Origin of the sequence: Phycicoccus duodecadis (assembly GCF_002846495.1) — a bacterium.
Lineage (GTDB): Bacteria > Actinomycetota > Actinomycetes > Actinomycetales > Dermatophilaceae > Phycicoccus > Phycicoccus duodecadis.
Genome location: NZ_PJNE01000001.1, coordinates 2,391,257 through 2,407,236, shown reverse-complemented (window position 1 = coordinate 2,407,236; position 15,980 = coordinate 2,391,257). Strand labels below are relative to the sequence as shown.

Here is a 15,980-nt window from a genome sequence, read left to right as displayed (position 1 = left end):
CATCCGCCACGGGCTACGCTGGCGCGCATGTGCGGAATCGTCGGCTACGTGGGCCGGACCATGGACGGCACGGCTCTCGAGGTCGTCATGGAGGGCCTGGCGCGCCTCGAGTACCGGGGCTACGACTCGGCCGGGGTGGCCCTGGTGACCGACGACGGCGTCGCCACCGAGAAGCGCGCCGGCAAGCTCGAGAACCTCCGCTCGGCGCTGGAGGCCCACCCTCTGGCGGCGTCGCGCACCGGCATCGGCCACACCCGCTGGGCCACCCACGGCGGCCCCACCGACGGCAACGCCCACCCCCACCGCGGCGGCGAGGGCGACCGGCTGGCGCTCATCCACAACGGCATCATCGAGAACTTCCACGCCCTGAAGAAGGAGCTCCTGGCCGAGGGCGTCGAGTTCCGCTCCGAGACCGACACCGAGGTCGCGGCCAAGCTCGTCGGCCGCGAGTACGACCGGCTCGGCGACCTCACCGAGGCGATGCGGGCCGTCGTGGGCCGCCTCGAGGGCGCCTTCACGCTCCTGGCCGTGCACGCCGACAGCCCCGGCGTCGTCGTCGGGGCCCGCCGCAACAGCCCCCTGGTGGTCGGGCTCGGCGAGGGCGAGAACTTCCTCGGCAGCGACGTCGCGGCCTTCATCGGCTACACCCGCCAGGCCCTCGAGCTGGGCCAGGACCAGATCGTCACCATCACGCCCGACGGCTACCAGGTCATCGGCTTCGACGGCTCCCCGGCCGAGGGCAAGGCCTACGAGGTCACGTGGGACGCCGCGGCCGCCGAGAAGGGTGGCTACGCGACCTTCATGGAGAAGGAGATCCACGAGCAGCCGCACGCGGTGGCCGACACCCTCCTGGGACGCACCGACGACGCGGGCCGGCTCGTGCTCGACGAGGTCCGCATCCCCGAGGAGCGGCTGCGCCAGGTCGAGCGCATCACCATCGTCGCGTGCGGTACCGCGGCCTACGCCGGCATGGTCGCCAAGTACGCGATCGAGCACTGGACCCGCATCCCGGTCGAGGTCGCGCTGGCCCACGAGTTCCGCTACTGCGACCCGATCGTCGACGAGAACACCCTCGTGGTCTCGATCAGCCAGTCCGGCGAGACCATGGACACCCTGATGGCCGTCAAGCACGCGGCCGAGCTGGGCGCGATGACCCTGTCGATCTGCAACACCCACGGCTCGACCATCCCGCGCGAGTCCGACGCCGTGCTCTACACCCACGCCGGGCCCGAGATCGCGGTCGCCTCGACCAAGGCGTTCCTGGCGCAGATCACCGCCTGCTACGTCCTCGGCCTCTACCTGGCGCAGCTGCGGGGCGAGACCTACGCCGACGACGCCCGGGCCGTGATGGCCGAGCTGCACGAGATGCCGGCCAAGATCGAGGACCTGCTGGGCCGGATGGGCCGGGTGCAGGAGATGGCCGAGTTCATGTCCGACAGCCGGGCCGTGCTCTTCCTGGGCCGCCACGTCGGCTACCCGGTGGCGCTCGAGGGCGCGCTCAAGCTCAAGGAGCTCGCGTACATCCACGCCGAGGGCTTCGCGGCCGGCGAGCTCAAGCACGGGCCCATCGCGCTCATCGAGCCCGGCCAGCCGGTGTTCGTCGTGGTGCCCTCGCCCGAGACCCCGCACGAGCTGCACAAGAAGGTCGTCTCGAACATCCAGGAGATCAGGGCCCGCGGCGCGCGGACCCTGGTCATCGCGCACGACGGCGACGAGGACGTCGAGCCGTTCGCGAGCGAGGTCATCCGCATCCCGCACTGCTCGCCGATGCTGGCGCCCCTGCTGGCGGTCGTGCCGCTGCAGGTCTTCGCCCTGCACCTGGCCTCGGCCAAGGGCCTGGACGTCGACCAGCCACGCAACCTCGCGAAGTCGGTCACGGTCGAGTGAGCCCGGTGGCGCCGTGATCGTCGGAGTCGGCATCGACGTGGTCGACGTGGCGCGCTTCGGCGAGAGCCTCGAGCGCACCCCGGCGCTGGCCGTGCGGCTGTTCACCGAGCGTGAGCGGGCGCTGCCGCTCTACTCGCTGGCGGCCCGGTTCGCGGCCAAGGAGGCCCTGGCCAAGGCCCTCGGCGCCCCGGTGGGCCTGGGCTGGCACGACGCGGAGGTGCACCGCGGCGAGGGACGGCGCCCCGAGTTCGTGCTGCGCGGCACGGTGGCGGAGCGGGTGGCGGAGCTCGGCATCACCTCGGTCCACGTCTCGCTGTCGCACGACGCGGGGATCGCCTCAGCGGTGGTCGTCGCCGAACGGGAGGCGGGTCACTCGTGATCGAGGCGTACTCGACGACGGCCGTCTACGCGGCCGAGGCGTCGCTGATGGCGACGCTGCCCGACGGCGAGCTGATGGCCCGTGCCGTCGAGGGGCTGGTGGCCGTCGCCGAAGCCCGGCTCGAGGCGCTGGGGGGGACCACCGTCGTGGGTCTGGTGGGGCCGGGCAACAACGGTGCCGACACCCTCTACGCCCTGGCTCGCCTGGCCGAGGCCGGGCACGCCGCGGTCGCGGTGCACCACGACACCGTGCACGAGGGCGCCCGTGAGGCGGCCGAGGCCGCCGGGGTGGTGCTGACCTCGGACCCGGCGGCCGTGGCCGAGGCCGACCTCGTGCTCGACGGCATCCTCGGCATCGGCGCCCGCCCCGGCCTGCCCGGATGGGCCCGCGCGTGGGTCGACGCCGTGCCCGACGACGCCTACCTGCTGGCCGTCGACCTGCCGTCGGGGCAGGACCCCGCCGGTGGGAGCCTCGACCCGGCCGGCGTGGTGGCCGACGAGACGGTGACCTTCTCGGTGGCCAAGCCGGTGCACCTGCTGGGGCCCACCGAGCAGACGTGCGGCGTGCTCACGGTGGTCGAGGTCGGCATCGAGCTCGAGGGCGACCCGGTCGTGCGCCGGCTCGACCACGACGACGTCGCGGCCCGGTGGCCGGTGCCCGGGCCCGGCGACGACAAGTACTCGCGCGGCGTGGTGGGGGTGGTCGCCGGGGGTGAGTCCTTCAGCGGAGCCGCGCTGCTGTGCACGACGGCCGCGGTCGAGGCCGGGGCCGGGATGGTCCGCTACGTGGGGACGCCCACGCCCACGGGCCTGGTGCGGGCGCACGTGCCCGAGGCCACCCACGGGGTCGGGCGGGTGCAGGCCTGGGTCGTCGGGCCCGGGCTCGACACCGCCTCGCGGGCCGCGGGCTCGAAGGCCCAGCTCGACGTCGCGCGCGACGCCCTGGCGGGCGAGGAGCCGGTGGTGCTGGACGCCGGTGGTCTCGACCTGCTCGACGCGGGCGTCATCCGCCGGCGGTCCGGGCGGGTCACGCTGCTCACCCCGCACGCCGGGGAGTGCGCCCGCCTCTTGACGCGCCTGGGCGGCGGGGAGGTCGCGCGGGGCGAGGTCGAGGCGGCTCCGCTCGAGCACGCGCGGCGTCTGGCCGGGCTCACGGGCGCCACCGTCCTGCTCAAGGGGGCCGTGACCCTGGTGGTGCCTCCGGCGGCCGACGCCCCGGTGTGGTCGCAGTCCGACGCCCCGGCGTGGCTCGCGACCGCCGGGGCCGGTGACGTGCTGGCCGGCCTGCTCGGGATGCTGCTGGCCGCGGGGCTGCCCGCCGACGAGGCCGGGGCGCTCGGGGCGCTGGTGCACGGAGTCGCGGCCGAGCGGGCCAACCCCGGTGGGCCGGTGCGTGCCCTCGGGGTGGCCCACGCCCTGGGCGGCACCGTGGCGGGGCTCCTGCGCCGCTGAGCCCGCGCGCCGTCTCCCGAACGTGTGTGTACACGCCGGGGATTCCCGCAGGTGTTCACACACGTTCGCGAGCAGCAGGACGGGGACCCACCTGCGCGAACACCACCGGGCAGGCGCACCTAGACTGGTGCGGCCCATGACCGAGACCGCCGCCCCGCAGCCCGCTCCCGCGGGCGCTTCCGCGTGGCTCACGGTCGACGCCGGGGCCATCGCCGACAACGTCGCCGAGCTGGTGCGCCGCGCCGCTCCCGCGCAGGTGATGGCGGTCGTCAAGGCCGACGCCTACGGTCACGGGCTGGCCACCGGCGCACGCGCCGCGCTGGCCGGCGGTGCGAACTGGCTGGGCGTGGCCCAGCTGTCGGAGGCCCTGGCGCTGCGGGCCGCCGGAGTCCAGGCCCCCCTGCTGACCTGGATCTACCCGCCGCAGGCCGACCTCGCCGCGGCGGTCGAGGCCGACGTCGACGTCACGGTGGGCAGCGCGTGGAACCTCGAGGCGGTGGTGGCTGTGGCCCGGGCCCTGGGCCGGCCGGCGCGGGTGCAGGCCAAGGTCGACACCGGGCTCGGCCGCGGCGGGGTGCTCACCGACTGGCCGGAGTTCACCGTGGCGCTGGCCCGCGCCGTGGCCGAGGGTGCGGTCGAGGTCACCGGCACCTGGTCGCACTTCGCCTGGGCGGACGCACCGACCCATCCGACCGTGCGGGCCCAGGAGCAGCGCTTCGTCGAGGCCGTCGCCGAGCTCGAGGCCGCCGGGGTCGACCCCGGGCTGCGGCACCTCGCGAACTCGGCGGCCACCCTGACCAACCCGGGCGCGCACTTCGACATGGTGCGGCCCGGGCTGGCCGTCTACGGGCTCTCACCGGTGCCCGACCTCGGCTCGCCCGCCCACTTCGGGCTGCGCGAGGCCATGCGGGTCACCGCTCGCCTCACCCAGGTGAAACGCGCCCGCGCCGGCCAGGGCGTCAGCTACGGGCACGAGTACACGACCCCGCGCGACACCGTGCTGGGCCTGGTGCCGCTGGGGTACTCCGACGGGATCCCGCGCCACGCGGGCAACCGCGGCCCCGTGCAGGTCGGCGGGCGCCGCCTCACCGTGGCCGGCCGGGTCTGCATGGACCAGGTGATGCTCGACCTCGGCCCCGACTTCGACGGGGCGCCCGGCGACGAGGTCGTGGTCCTGGGCCGCGGCGCCGACGGCGAACCCACCGCCCAGGACTGGGCCGACGCCGCGGGCACCATCAACTACGAGATCGTCACCCGGATGAGCCCGCGGCTGCCGCGTGTCGTGGTCGGCGGTGACCGCTGATGGCCGGCGCCCCGGTCCCCGCGGCCCTCGGCGTGGCCGCTGCCCGCGTGGGCGAACGGGTGCGCACGGCCCGCACCCGCCGGCTCGAGCCCGACACCCCGCTGGACTGGTCGAACCCCGCCACCGAGGCCCTGGTCGTCCCCACCAGCGACGGGGTCGACCTGCACGTCGAGATCGACGCGCCGGCCGCCGCCGCCCGGGGGCGGCGGCACCTCGCGGGCCGTACCCCCACCGCCGTGCTCGTGCACGGGTTCGCCCTGACCATGCAGTCGTGGGTGCTCCAGCGCCGCGAGCTGGTGGCCCAGGGCTACCGGGTCGTCAGCTACGACCAGCGCGGCCACGGGCGTTCGGGGCGCCCCGACCTGGCCTCGTGCACCGTCGACCGGCTCGGGCGCGACCTGGCCCAGGTCCTCGAGGCCACCTGCCCGTCCGGCCCCGTCGTGCTCTTCGGACACTCGATGGGCGGGATGAGCGTGATGAAGTTCTGCGCCCAGAACCCCGAGCTCGTGCGCGAGCGGGTGCTGGCCGTGGCCCTGGTGTCGACCTCGCCGGGCGGCCACGAGGTCACCGAGCTCGGGCTGGGCCGCCTGGTCGGCCGCATCGTCGGCACCGTCGGCCCGGGCGTGCTCACCCGGCTCTCGCGGCACGCCGGTCCCATCGGGCTGGTGCGCCGCATGGGCAAGGGCGTCCAGGACGTCGTCGTCGCCCGCTGGGCCTTCGGGTCACCGGTCAGCCCGGCCACCGTCGACCTGGTGGCGGAGATGATCTTCGGGACCTCGTTCGACGTGATGGCGGCGTTCCTGCCCGATATCGACGCCCTCGACCTGGTGCCCGGCCTGCGCCCGCTGCTGGGCGTCGAGACCCTGGTGATGAACGGCGCCCGCGACCTCATCACCCCCGCCTCGCACTCCGAGGAGATCGTGCGCCACGTGCCGGGCGCCGAGCACGTCGTCGTCGAGGAGGCGGGCCACATCATCATGCTCGAGCACCCCGAGCTGGTCAGCCAGCAGCTGCTGATGCTCGTGCAGCGCGCCCAGCGCGGTGTCGCCGAGGGCGTGCCGGCCGGCAGCAAGCCACGGGTGCGCGCGCGGGTCCAGGACATCTCCAAGCGGCGGCGCTCGGCCCGGCGGCGGCGCGGGGCGGCGTCGTGAGCGCGGTGCGGGTCGCCCTGCCGACCGTCGACGACACCCGTGCCCTCGGTGCCCGCCTCGGGGGGATGCTGCGCGCCGGCGACCTGGTCGTGCTCACCGGCACCCTCGGGGCCGGCAAGACCACGCTGACCCAGGGGCTGGGGGAGGCCCTCGGCGTCCGCGGAGCCGTGACCTCGCCGACCTTCGTCATCGCCCGGGTGCACCCCTCCACCGTCGGCGGCCCGGCCCTGGTGCACGTCGACGCCTACCGCCTCGGAGGCGCCCTCGAGCTCGACGACCTCGACCTCGACGCGTCGGTCGAGCAGAGCGTCACCGTGGTCGAGTGGGGCCACGGGCTGGCCGAGGGGCTGGCCGCCGACCGGCTCGAGGTCGTCCTCGACGTCGACACCGACACCGAGGAGCGCACCGCCATCGTCGCCGGCGTGGGCCGGCGCTGGGCGGGTGGCCCCGACGTGCTGGCCGCCCTGGGAGGAGAGCCGTGCTGACCCTGGCCATCGACACCTCGACCACCGCGATCGGCGTGGCCGTGCTCGCCGGCGAGGCCGAGCCGGTGCGGGCCGTCGTCCTCGACGCGCGCGCACACACCGAGCACCTGGCCCCGCTGGTCGCCGACGCGCTGGCCCGTGCGGGCGCCACACCGGCCGAGGTCACCGACATCGCCGTGGGCACCGGCCCGGGGCCCTTCACCGGTCTCCGGGTGGGGCTCGTGACGGCCGTGACCATGGGGTACGCCCTGGGCGTACCGGTGTACGGGGTGGGCAGCCTCGACGCCCTCGCCGAGCAGGCGTTCGCGGCCACCGGCGACGACGTCGGCGAGGTGCTGGTCGCCACCGACGCCCGCCGCCGCGAGGTGTACTGGGCCCGCTACGCCCACACCCCCGACGGCGCCCGGGCGCTCGGGGACCCGGCGGTCGAGGCGCCGGCCCAGGTCCCGGAGCACACCCGGATGCTCCCGACCGCGGGCCGCGGGCCGCTGCTGTACCCCGACGCGTTCCCCCACGCGGTGCGCGACGTCCTGGACGTCGACCCGGCGGTGCTCGGCGTGATCGCCCGGCGCCGGGCGGCGGCGGGTGTGCCGATGCCCGTCGAGCCCCTCTACCTGCGGCGCCCCGACGCGCTGACCACCGCCGAGCGGGCCGCGCGATGACGGGGACGACCGCTGTGCGCGCCGCCGTGAACCCGGCCCCGGCGCCCGCCGGCACCGCACTGCGCGACGCCCGCTGGAGCGACGTCGAGGCCCTCGCGGCCCTCGAGGGCGACCTCTTCCCCGACGACGCGTGGTCGGCGGCCTCCTGGTGGGCCGAGCTCGCCGGCCGGCCGCGCCGCGACTACGTGGTGCTCACCGACGGTCGCGGCATCGCGGGCTACGCCGGCCTCGACCACGGCGGTGAGGTCTCGGACGTCATGACGGTGGCCGTCGCCCCGCGATGCCGCGGCGGCGGCCTCGGGCGGCTGCTGCTGGGCGAGCTCGAGCGTCGCGCGTGCGGCCGGGGCGCAGCCCATCTGATGCTCGAGGTCCGCGCCGACAACGAGGCCGCGCTCGCGCTCTACCGGCGCAGCGGCTTCGTCGAGCTCGCCCGTCGACGCGGCTACTACCGGCCGGGGCCGGTCGACGCCCTGGTCCTGCGGAAGACCCTGTCCACGAACGGAGTCGGTGATGGCTGACCAGCCCCTCGTGCTCGGCATCGAGACCTCGTGCGACGAGACCGGGGTCGGGATCGTGCGCGGCGAGACGCTGCTGTTCGACGCGATCGCCTCCAGTGTCGACGAGCACGCCCGGTTCGGCGGCGTCGTCCCCGAGGTCGCCTCCCGCGCCCACCTCGAGGCCATGGTGCCCACCATCGAGCGCGCCTGCCGCGAGGCCGGGGTCACCCTCGGCGACCTCGACGCCGTGGCCGTCACCTCGGGCCCCGGCCTGGCGGGGGCGCTGATGGTGGGGGTCGCCTCGGCCAAGGCGCTGGCCCTCGCGCTGGGCGTGCCGCTGCACGGTGTCAACCACCTCGCGAGCCACGTCGCCGTCGACATCGTCGAGCACGGCCCGCTGCCCGAGCCGACCCTGGCGCTGCTGGTGTCGGGCGGCCACTCCTCGCTCCTGCTCGTCCCCGACGTGACGCACGACGTGCGCAGCCTCGGCTCGACCATCGACGACGCCGCCGGCGAGGCCTTCGACAAGGTGGCCCGGGTGTTGGGCCTGCCCTTCCCGGGCGGCCCCCACATCGACCGGATGGCGCGTGAGGGCCAGGTCGTCATCGACTTCCCGCGGGGCCTCACCGGCGGGCGCGACGCCGAGCGGCACCGTTTCGACTTCTCGTTCTCGGGCCTGAAGACGGCCGTCTCCCGCTGGGTCCAGGCGCGCGAGGCGGCGGGCGAGCCGGTGCCGGTGGCCGACGTGGCCGCCAGCTTCCAGGAGGCCGTCACCGACGTGCTCACCCGCAAGGCGATCGACGCGTGCCGCACCCACGGGGTCGCTCACCTGCAGGTGGGTGGGGGGGTCGCGGCCAACTCACGGCTGCGGGCCATGGCCCAGGAGCGCTGCGACGCCGCGGGGATCCAGCTACGGGTGCCCCGCCCGGGCCTGTGCACCGACAACGGCGCCATGGTCGCGGCCCTCGGGGCGCAGATGGTGCTCAAGGGCCGCGCGCCGTCCGACCTCGGCATCCCCGCCGACTCCTCGATGCCGGTCACGCAGGTCTCGGCCTGAGCCTCGCCGGGGGCGTCAGTCGGGTGCGAGGAACTCGTGCACCAGCGGCACCACGGAGGCGCCCTCGCCGGTGGCCGCGGCGACCCGCTTCATCGAGCCGGCCCGCACGTCCCCGGCCGCGAAGACGCCCGGCACGCTGGTCGCGAGGTTGGCCGGCGGGAGCCCGTCGACCCATCGCGTGGGCGGCACGTCGCGCCCGGTGAGGACGAAGCCGCGGGCGTCGAGGTCGACCTCGCCGGGCAGCCAGCCGCAGTGCGGCTCGGCCCCGAGGAGCAGGAACAGCCCGCGGGTCTCGTGCCGCCGCCGCTCGCCGGTGACGCTGCTCTCGAGGGTCACCCACTCGAGCCGGCCCTCGCCCCCGCCGTCGACCACCTGGGTGCAGGGCTCGACGGTGATGCGGGGGTTGAACTCGATCTCGCCCACCAGGTAGGCCGACATCGTCTCGGCCAGGGTCGGGCGGCGGACGACGACGGTGACCGAGCGGGCGAAGCGGGCCAGGTGCACGGCCGCCTGCCCGGCGGAGTTGCCGCCGCCGACGACCACGACGTCCTGGTCCTCCATCTCGCGGGAGAGCGACATGGCGGTGCCGTAGTTGACGCCGCGCCCGATGAGGTCCTCGACGGCCGGGACGCCGAGGTGCCGGTAGCGCACGCCCGACGCCACGACCACGGTGCGGGCCCGCAGCGCGAAGTCGGGGCCGCGCAGGGTGTGCGGCTCACCGTCGGTGCCGGCGACGAGCTCCTCGACCTCCCAGCCGGTGTGGAACCGGGTGCCGAAGCGCAGCGCCTGGTTGCGGGCGCGCTGGGCCAGGCGCATCCCCGCGATGCCGCGTGGGAAGCCGAGGTAGTTGCGGATCATCGAGCTGGTGCCGGCCTGGCCGCCGATGGCGCTGGCGTCGAGGACGACGGTCGAGAGGCCCTCGGAGGCCGCGTACACCGCGGTGGCGAGACCGGCGGGCCCACCGCCCACGACGGCGACGTCGACCACCTCGGGGTCGGTCTCGGCCGCCAGCTCGCGCTCGGCCGGCGTCTCGAAGAACGAGCGGGCGATGTCGCGCACGGAGGTCGCCACCATGGGCTCGCGGTTGACCGCCCAGACCCGCGGATACCCCGCGTCGGCGGGGAACGCGGTCGCGACCCGGCGGCCGATCTCGCTGTCGGGCGTGATGATGCGGCAGGGCATCCCCATCCGCTCGAAGAAGTCGCGGATCTGCTGGGCCAGCGGGTCGTGGGCCGGCGCGACGATCTTGGCCACCACGATGTCCGGGTCGGTGGTGGTCCAGCCCCAGTCGCTGAGCAGCTCGGTGACGGCGTAGTGGAACTCCTCGTCGCGGGTGCCGCGTGGCATCAGCAGGTACGCGTCGTACTTGCCCTGGGCCATGCCCGCCCGCAGCCCGGGGGCGTCGGCCAGGAAGCGGTCGAACGGCGAGACGACGAGGCGCCGCGCCGTGGGGACCAGGGTGCGCCACTGCGCGAAGGCCGCGAGCACGTCGTCCTCGTCGGGCAGCCGTGAGTCCGAGACGAACATCGCGACGGGAGCCCCCTCGGCCAGGGCCGCCGCGGTGACGGCGCAGGCCTCGCGGCAGGTCGTGGCGGTGCGGATGTCGTACTCGCGCGAGTAGCGCCAGAAGACCTCTCGCAGGGTCTCGGCGTGCTCGCCGGAGACGAGCACGAGGACGGGGGTGGGGGAGCCGGGGAAGGGCTGGACGCTCACCCCTCGAGCCTAGGCGGCTCGGCGCCGCGGGCCCAGGGGGTTACGCGCCGGGCGGAACCGGAATGCGGAGGCGGCCGCCCGCGAGGGGCGCCCGGCGTCAGTCCTGCGGCCCCCGCGAGCAGGGGAGCAGGCCCATCCTGTCCTTGAGGGTGAGGACGCGCGTGACGGAGGCGTCGACCTGGGCGCGGAACGCGGGGTCCGCGGCGGCCCGCTTCGCCAGCGCCGCGGCCATCCGCGGGGCGACCGAGGCGTCGCCGGTCAGGACGATGTCGCCGCCGGCCTCGACGACCGCGACCGCACGCTCGGCCGGCGGGGTGGCCGCCACGGCCTTGGCGTTGACGTCGTCGGTGATGACCACCCCGTCGTAGCCGAGGTCGCCGCGCAGCAGGTCGGTGACGATCGGCGTCGAGAACATGGCCGGCACGCCGGGGTCGAGCTTCGTGTAGCGGGCCGAGCCCACCATGACCAGCCCCGCCCCGGCCTCGACCCCCGCCCGGAACGGCTGCAGGTAGGGGTCGGTGGCGGAGGTGGTGGCGTCGGTGATGCCGGTGGCGCTGAAGTCGGTGTTGTTGCGGATGCGGCCGAGCCCGGGGAAGTGCTTGACGGTGGCCTCGACCCCGCCCTCGAGCATCCCGATGATGAACGCCTCGGAGGCCTTCTCGACGGTGGCGGGGTCGGAGCCGTACTGGCGCCCGTACTTGCCGATGGGCTCGTTGGCGCGGCCGAGGTCGGCGGGCACGGTGTCGGTGACGGGGGCGAGGTTGACGTTGACGCCGGCGGCCTTGAGCTCGCGGGCCCACCCGGTGGCGGCCTTCGTGAGGGCCGCGGGTGACATCTGGGCCTGCTCGCGGGCGGTGGGGGGCCGGGTGAAGCCCTCGCCCCGCAGCTGGTGCACCTCGCCGCCCTCCTGGTCGGCGGCGACGAGCAGGCCCACGCCGCCGGTCGCGGCCTTCGAGACCAGTCCCTGGAGATGCTCGGAGGTACGGGTGACCTTGTCGGCGCCGTACCAGCCGCCGAGGTAGATGACGTTGCCGACGTGGTCCCGGACGATCTCGTCGTCGAGCGAGGTCAGCGAGGCGTTGGTGTCGAAGCCGACCATGAGCAGCTGCCCGATGCGCTGGTCCTCGGTGAGGGACCCTTCGGTCTGCTCGACGCAGGACGGGGTGGCCGTCACCGAGGGGACGGGGGAGGGGGAGGTGGTCGGGCCGGCGCTCGAGGTGCTGGGGGCCGGGGTGGCGCTCGTGACGGGCGGGGCCGCCGGGGTGGCACCGGAGCAGCCGGCGACCGCGAGCGCGAGCGCGCCACCGAGGGTGACGGCGGCGCGGCGGCGGACGGGGCGGGTGCGGCTGGTCACGCGACGACGCTACGCGACCGTCCCCGTGGAGTGGAATCGTGCGGGTGGCCACAGACGAGACCGGCGACGGGCCCCGCCGGCGGCAGGAGGGTCGGTCCCAGGGGGCCGGTCCCCGGAGCGCGGGGAGGGGTGTCCACGCCGCCCGACGCCCCCGGCCGCGATGCGCCATGATCGTGGGGTGCCGACCATCCCCCTCGTCCTCGACGTCGACACCGGTGTCGACGACGCCTGCGCGCTGCTCCTCGCGGCCCTGCACCCGGGCCTCGACCTGCGGGCCGTCACCTGCGTGGGCGGCAACGCCCCCCTGGCCGACGTCGTCCGCAACACCCTGACCGTCCTCGAGACCGCCGGACGCGCCGACGTGCCGGTCGGCGTCGGGGTCGCCCGACCCCTCCTCGAGGAGCCGGTCGACGCCCGCCACGTGCACGGGTCCGACGGCATGGCCGACCTCGGGATGCCGGCGCCCACGCTCGCTCCCGACCCGCGCTCGGCGGTGGACCTGCTCCGCGAGGTGGCCGACGCCGCCGCCGCGGAGGGCGACCCGGTCACCCTCGTGCCGCTGGCGCCGATGACCAACGTCGCGATCTTCGCCCGGCTGCACCCGGCGTCGTTCGCCCGGCTGGGCCGCATCGTCTTCATGGGCGGCGGGGCCGACGTCAGCAACGCCACCGCCGCGGCCGAGTTCAACGTCTTCCACGACCCCGAGGCCACCGCCATCGTCCTCGACGCCTGCGCCACCCTGGGCGTGCCCGTCACGATGTACGGCCTCGACGTGTTCTACGACCCCAAGGTCACCGACGCCGACGTCACCGCCCTGCGCGCCGTCGACACGCCCGTCGCCCGGCTGGCCGCCGACCTCATCTCGTTCCACCACCGCCGCTTCGCCAACGACGGCGCCACCATCGGCGACGCGGGGGCCGTCGCCTCCCTGCTGCTGCCGCAGGCCCTCGAGACGCGCAGCCTGCCGGTGCGCGTCGAGCTCACCGGCTCGTGGACCCGCGGGCGCACCATCGTCGACCGCCGCGACTGGTCGGGCGACATGGAGCACGATCCCCACGGCCTCGCGCCGGCCCAGGTCGACGTCACGCTGGCCTGCGACGGGCCCGCGCTGGCCGGGCTCTGGCTGCGCACCGTGGCGGGGGAGGAGCGATGAGCGGCCGGGTGATGGTGCTGGGCTCGCTCAACGTCGACCTCGTGACGCGGGTGCAGCGGCATCCGCGCCCGGGGGAGACGGTGCTGGGCGACGGGCTACGCCGGCTCGCCGGCGGCAAGGGCGCCAACCAGGCGGTGGCGGCCGCGGCCGCCGGGGCCGAGGTGCTGATGGTCGGCTGCGTGGGCGACGACGACGGCGGAGCCGCCTACCGTGCCCGGCTCGCCGACCGCGGCATCGACGTCGGCGCCCTGCGCACCTGCGACGGGGTCCCCAGCGGGCACGCCATGATCCAGGTCAGCGACGACGGCGAGAACTCCATCGTCGTCGTGCCCGGCGCCAACGACGCCCTCGACGAGCGCGAGGTCGCCGCCGTCGACCTCCTCGGGCCCGGCGACGTGCTCGTCCTCCAGCTCGAGGTGCCCCGCACCGTGGTCTGCGTCGCCGCCCGGCGCGCCGTGGCGCGCGGGGCCCGCGTCGTGCTGAACATCGCGCCCTACGCCGCCCTGCCCCCGGACGTGGTCGCCCTGGCCGACCCGCTCGTGGCCAACGAGCACGAGATGCAGGCGCTGGCCGAGTCCGGCGCGCAGCCGGCCTCGCTCCTGGTCACCTTCGGTGCCAACGGCGCCTCGTGGGACGGGCAGACGCTCCCGGCCGTCGCCGTGCCCGCCGACGAGGTGGCCGACACCACCGGGGCCGGTGACGCCTTCTGCGGTGCCCTCGCGGCCGCCCTGGCCCGCGGCTCCGACCGTTCCGACGCGCTGGCCGCGGCGCTCGCCGCGGGGGCCGACGCCGTGCGCCACGAGGGAGCCCAGCCTGAACCCTACTTGTGAGTAACTTCTCGGTCGCGAACCCTGCCGTGGCCGCGGTGCCCGTGCCACAGTGGCGCCATGGCCTCCACTGACGCCGCCTCCCGCACCGCCGCCCCGCGCACGCCGCCGCCGCTCGAGGGCGACGCCGCCGCGCTGCGGGCCTTCCTCGACGGCCCTCACGCCGCGGTCCGCGACCAGGTCCGGGCCCAGCTGGTCGAGCACGCCCCCATCCTCGACGAGCGGGTCGACCTGCCCCGCGCGGAGCTGCGCCGCCGGGTGCGCGACCTCGTCGTCGACATCGGCGCCCGAGGCCAGTCCGGGCACGGCTTCCCACCGCAGTACGGCGGGGGCGGCGACATCGGCGCCTCCGTCGCGGCTTTCGAGACCCTGGCCTACGGCGACCTCTCGGTGCTCGTGAAGTCCGGCGTGCAGTACGGCCTGTTCGGCGGCGCCGTCCTCCAGCTCGGCACCGCCCGCCACCACGAGGCCTACCTGCCCGACCTCGTGAGCGGTCGCCTCCTCGGCTGCTTCGCGATGACCGAGACCGGCCACGGCAGCAACGTCCAGGCTCTCGGCACCCTCGCCCGCTACGACGCCGACACCGACGAGATCGTCGTGACCACCCCCGACGACGCCTCGCGCAAGGACTACATCGGCAACGCCGCCGACGACGGCGAGATGGCGGTGGTCTTCGCCCAGCTCGAGGTCGGCGGCGAGGGGCACGGGGTGCACGCGGTGCTGGTCCCGCTGCGCCGTGACGGGGAGGTGCTGGCGGGCGTGCGCATCGAGGACTGCGGCGCCAAGCTCGGGCTCGAGGGCGTCGACAACGGGCGCATCTGGTTCGACGAGGTGCGGGTCCCCCGGGGCAACCTGCTCGACCGGTTCGCCACCATCGACGACGACGGCACCTACCGCTCGAGCATCGAGAACCCCGACCGCCGCTTCTTCACGATGCTCGGCACCCTGGTCCAGGGCCGCGTCAGCGTGGGGGGTGCGGCCCTCGGCGCGTCCAAGGTCGCCCTCGAGATCGCCGTCCGCTACGCCCTGCGCCGCCGCCAGTTCGAGGCGACCACCCCGGGCGTGGAGGACCTCCTGCTCGACTACGGGATGCACCAGCGCCGCCTGCTGCCCCTCCTCGCCCGCACCTACGCGCTCTCCTGCGCGCAGGAGGAGGTGGCCGGGCAGCTGCACCAGGTGTTCTCGGCCGGCACCCCCGACGCCGACGAGCGCGCCCGCCGGGCCCTGGAGTCGCGCGCCGCCGGCACCAAGGCGCTGCTCACGTGGCACGCCACCACCACCATCCAGGAGTGCCGCGAGGCGTGCGGCGGGGCCGGCTACCTGGCGGCCAACCGGTTCTCGGCCCTCAAGGCCGACACCGACGTCTTCACCACCTTCGAGGGCGACAACCACGTGCTGCTCCAGCTCGTGGCCAAGGGCCTCCTCACCGACTACTCCTCGGAGTTCGAGGACCTCGACCAGTTCGGGATGGTGCGCTTCGTCACCGGCCTGGCCGTCGAGACCGTCATCGAGCGCACCGCCGCCCACCAGCTGCTCGAGCGCATCCGCGACGTCCTGCCCGGCGGCCGCGACGGCTGGGACCAGGAGGCCGGCCTGCTCGACCCCGACTACCAGCTGGCGATGCTGCGCTACCGCGAGGAGCACCAGCTGGCCGGGGTGGCGCGCCGCCTCAAGGCCGGCGTGGCCGCCGGCACCGCGCCCGGGACGGTCTTCAGCGCCGTGCAGGACCACGTCATCGCCGCGGCCCGCTCGCACGTGGAACGGCTGGTGCTCGAGGCCTTCGTGGCCCGGGTCCGCGCGCAGCCCGAGGGGCCCACCCGTGACACCCTCGCGGCGCTCTGCGACCTGCACGCCCTCGCCACCATCGAGGCCGACCGCGGCTGGTTCCTCGAGCACGGTCGGCTCTCGGCGCCGCGGTCGAAGGCCATCACCCGCGAGGTGTCGACGCTGCTGCGCCGGCTGCGCCCGGTGGCCGCCCCGCTGGTCGAGGCCTTCGGCATCCCACCGGGGGTCCTCGGCGCCCGCGACCTGGTCGGCTGAGGCCCGGCGCGGTCCGCGGGG

At 75.5% G+C, this 15,980-nt stretch carries 14 protein-coding genes; 12 read left to right on the top strand and 2 right to left on the bottom strand.

Annotated features, from left to right (window positions below):
- Nucleotides 1-27: 27 nt before the first annotated feature.
- From glmS to tsaD, 9 genes are all read left to right on the top strand, one after another.
- Complete coding sequence (glmS, locus tag ATL31_RS11230) at nt 28-1,887, top strand: glutamine--fructose-6-phosphate transaminase (isomerizing) (protein ID WP_101395844.1); 1,860 nt, start codon at nt 28-30, stop codon at nt 1,885-1,887.
- 13 nt (nt 1,888-1,900) lie between these two features.
- Nucleotides 1,901-2,266 carry a holo-ACP synthase gene (locus ATL31_RS11225; RefSeq protein ID WP_101395843.1) on the top strand — a complete coding sequence of 122 codons (366 nt, stop codon included), beginning with the start codon at nt 1,901-1,903 and terminating at the stop codon, nt 2,264-2,266.
- Nucleotides 2,263-3,717: a bifunctional ADP-dependent NAD(P)H-hydrate dehydratase/NAD(P)H-hydrate epimerase gene (locus ATL31_RS11220; protein ID WP_101395842.1), complete on the top strand. Its 1,455-nt coding sequence runs from the start codon at nt 2,263-2,265 to the stop codon at nt 3,715-3,717. The genes ATL31_RS11225 and ATL31_RS11220 overlap by 4 nt, the downstream gene beginning before the upstream one ends.
- A gap of 136 nt (nt 3,718-3,853) precedes the next feature.
- Complete coding sequence (gene alr, locus ATL31_RS11215) at nt 3,854-5,020, top strand: alanine racemase (protein ID WP_101395841.1); 1,167 nt, start codon at nt 3,854-3,856, stop codon at nt 5,018-5,020.
- Nucleotides 5,020-6,171: an alpha/beta fold hydrolase gene (locus ATL31_RS11210; protein ID WP_101395840.1), complete on the top strand. Its 1,152-nt coding sequence runs from the start codon at nt 5,020-5,022 to the stop codon at nt 6,169-6,171. Before alr ends, ATL31_RS11210 begins: the two co-directional genes overlap by 1 nt.
- Complete coding sequence (gene tsaE, locus ATL31_RS11205; protein ID WP_425440329.1) at nt 6,168-6,656, top strand: tRNA (adenosine(37)-N6)-threonylcarbamoyltransferase complex ATPase subunit type 1 TsaE; 489 nt, start codon at nt 6,168-6,170, stop codon at nt 6,654-6,656. Before ATL31_RS11210 ends, tsaE begins: the two co-directional genes overlap by 4 nt.
- On the top strand, nt 6,650-7,318 hold the full coding sequence (gene tsaB, locus ATL31_RS11200) for a tRNA (adenosine(37)-N6)-threonylcarbamoyltransferase complex dimerization subunit type 1 TsaB (protein ID WP_211284019.1): 669 nt from the start codon (nt 6,650-6,652) through the stop codon (nt 7,316-7,318). The genes tsaE and tsaB overlap by 7 nt, the downstream gene beginning before the upstream one ends.
- The gene (gene rimI / locus ATL31_RS11195; protein ID WP_101395838.1) at nt 7,315-7,836 is read left to right on the top strand and encodes a ribosomal protein S18-alanine N-acetyltransferase; all 522 of its coding nucleotides are present in this window, start codon (nt 7,315-7,317) and stop codon (nt 7,834-7,836) included. Before tsaB ends, rimI begins: the two co-directional genes overlap by 4 nt.
- A complete protein-coding gene (gene tsaD / locus ATL31_RS11190; protein WP_101397537.1) occupies nt 7,829-8,872 on the top strand; it encodes a tRNA (adenosine(37)-N6)-threonylcarbamoyltransferase complex transferase subunit TsaD in 1,044 nt (347 codons plus the stop codon). Before rimI ends, tsaD begins: the two co-directional genes overlap by 8 nt.
- A 15-nt stretch (nt 8,873-8,887) precedes the next feature.
- Here the strand turns inward: tsaD and ATL31_RS11185 are convergent, their stop codons facing one another.
- Complete coding sequence (locus tag ATL31_RS11185; protein WP_101395837.1) at nt 8,888-10,585, bottom strand: NAD(P)/FAD-dependent oxidoreductase; 1,698 nt, start codon at nt 10,583-10,585, stop codon at nt 8,888-8,890.
- A 97-nt stretch (nt 10,586-10,682) separates the two neighbouring features.
- Entirely contained in the window at nt 10,683-11,939 is a 1,257-nt protein-coding gene (locus ATL31_RS11180; protein ID WP_245862330.1) for a glycoside hydrolase family 3 N-terminal domain-containing protein, read from the bottom strand.
- A 178-nt stretch (nt 11,940-12,117) separates the two neighbouring features.
- On the opposite strand from ATL31_RS11180, the gene ATL31_RS11175 reads away from it, so the two are divergent.
- Genes ATL31_RS11175 through ATL31_RS11165 form a run of 3 tightly spaced genes read left to right on the top strand, consistent with a single transcriptional unit; the run spans nt 12,118 to nt 15,959 of the window.
- Nucleotides 12,118-13,092, top strand: a complete 975-nt coding sequence (locus tag ATL31_RS11175) for a nucleoside hydrolase (RefSeq protein ID WP_245862317.1) — start codon at nt 12,118-12,120, stop codon at nt 13,090-13,092.
- Nucleotides 13,089-13,922 carry a PfkB family carbohydrate kinase gene (locus ATL31_RS11170; protein ID WP_101395835.1) on the top strand — a complete coding sequence of 278 codons (834 nt, stop codon included), beginning with the start codon at nt 13,089-13,091 and terminating at the stop codon, nt 13,920-13,922. Before ATL31_RS11175 ends, ATL31_RS11170 begins: the two co-directional genes overlap by 4 nt.
- Before the next feature lie 57 nt (nt 13,923-13,979).
- Complete coding sequence (locus tag ATL31_RS11165) at nt 13,980-15,959, top strand: acyl-CoA dehydrogenase family protein (RefSeq protein ID WP_101395834.1); 1,980 nt, start codon at nt 13,980-13,982, stop codon at nt 15,957-15,959.
- Nucleotides 15,960-15,980: the final 21 nt, after the last annotated feature.

Coding starts and splice junctions, on each gene's coding strand:
- alr (WP_101395841.1), top strand. CDS start 3,854: ATGACCGAGACCGCCGCCCCGCAGCCCGCTCCCGCGGGCGCTTCCGCG.
- tsaD (WP_101397537.1), top strand. CDS start 7,829: ATGGCTGACCAGCCCCTCGTGCTCGGCATCGAGACCTCGTGCGACGAG.
- glmS (WP_101395844.1), top strand. CDS start 28: ATGTGCGGAATCGTCGGCTACGTGGGCCGGACCATGGACGGCACGGCT.
- ATL31_RS11170 (WP_101395835.1), top strand. CDS start 13,089: ATGAGCGGCCGGGTGATGGTGCTGGGCTCGCTCAACGTCGACCTCGTG.
- rimI (WP_101395838.1), top strand. CDS start 7,315: ATGACGGGGACGACCGCTGTGCGCGCCGCCGTGAACCCGGCCCCGGCG.
- ATL31_RS11165 (WP_101395834.1), top strand. CDS start 13,980: ATGGCCTCCACTGACGCCGCCTCCCGCACCGCCGCCCCGCGCACGCCG.
- ATL31_RS11210 (WP_101395840.1), top strand. CDS start 5,020: ATGGCCGGCGCCCCGGTCCCCGCGGCCCTCGGCGTGGCCGCTGCCCGC.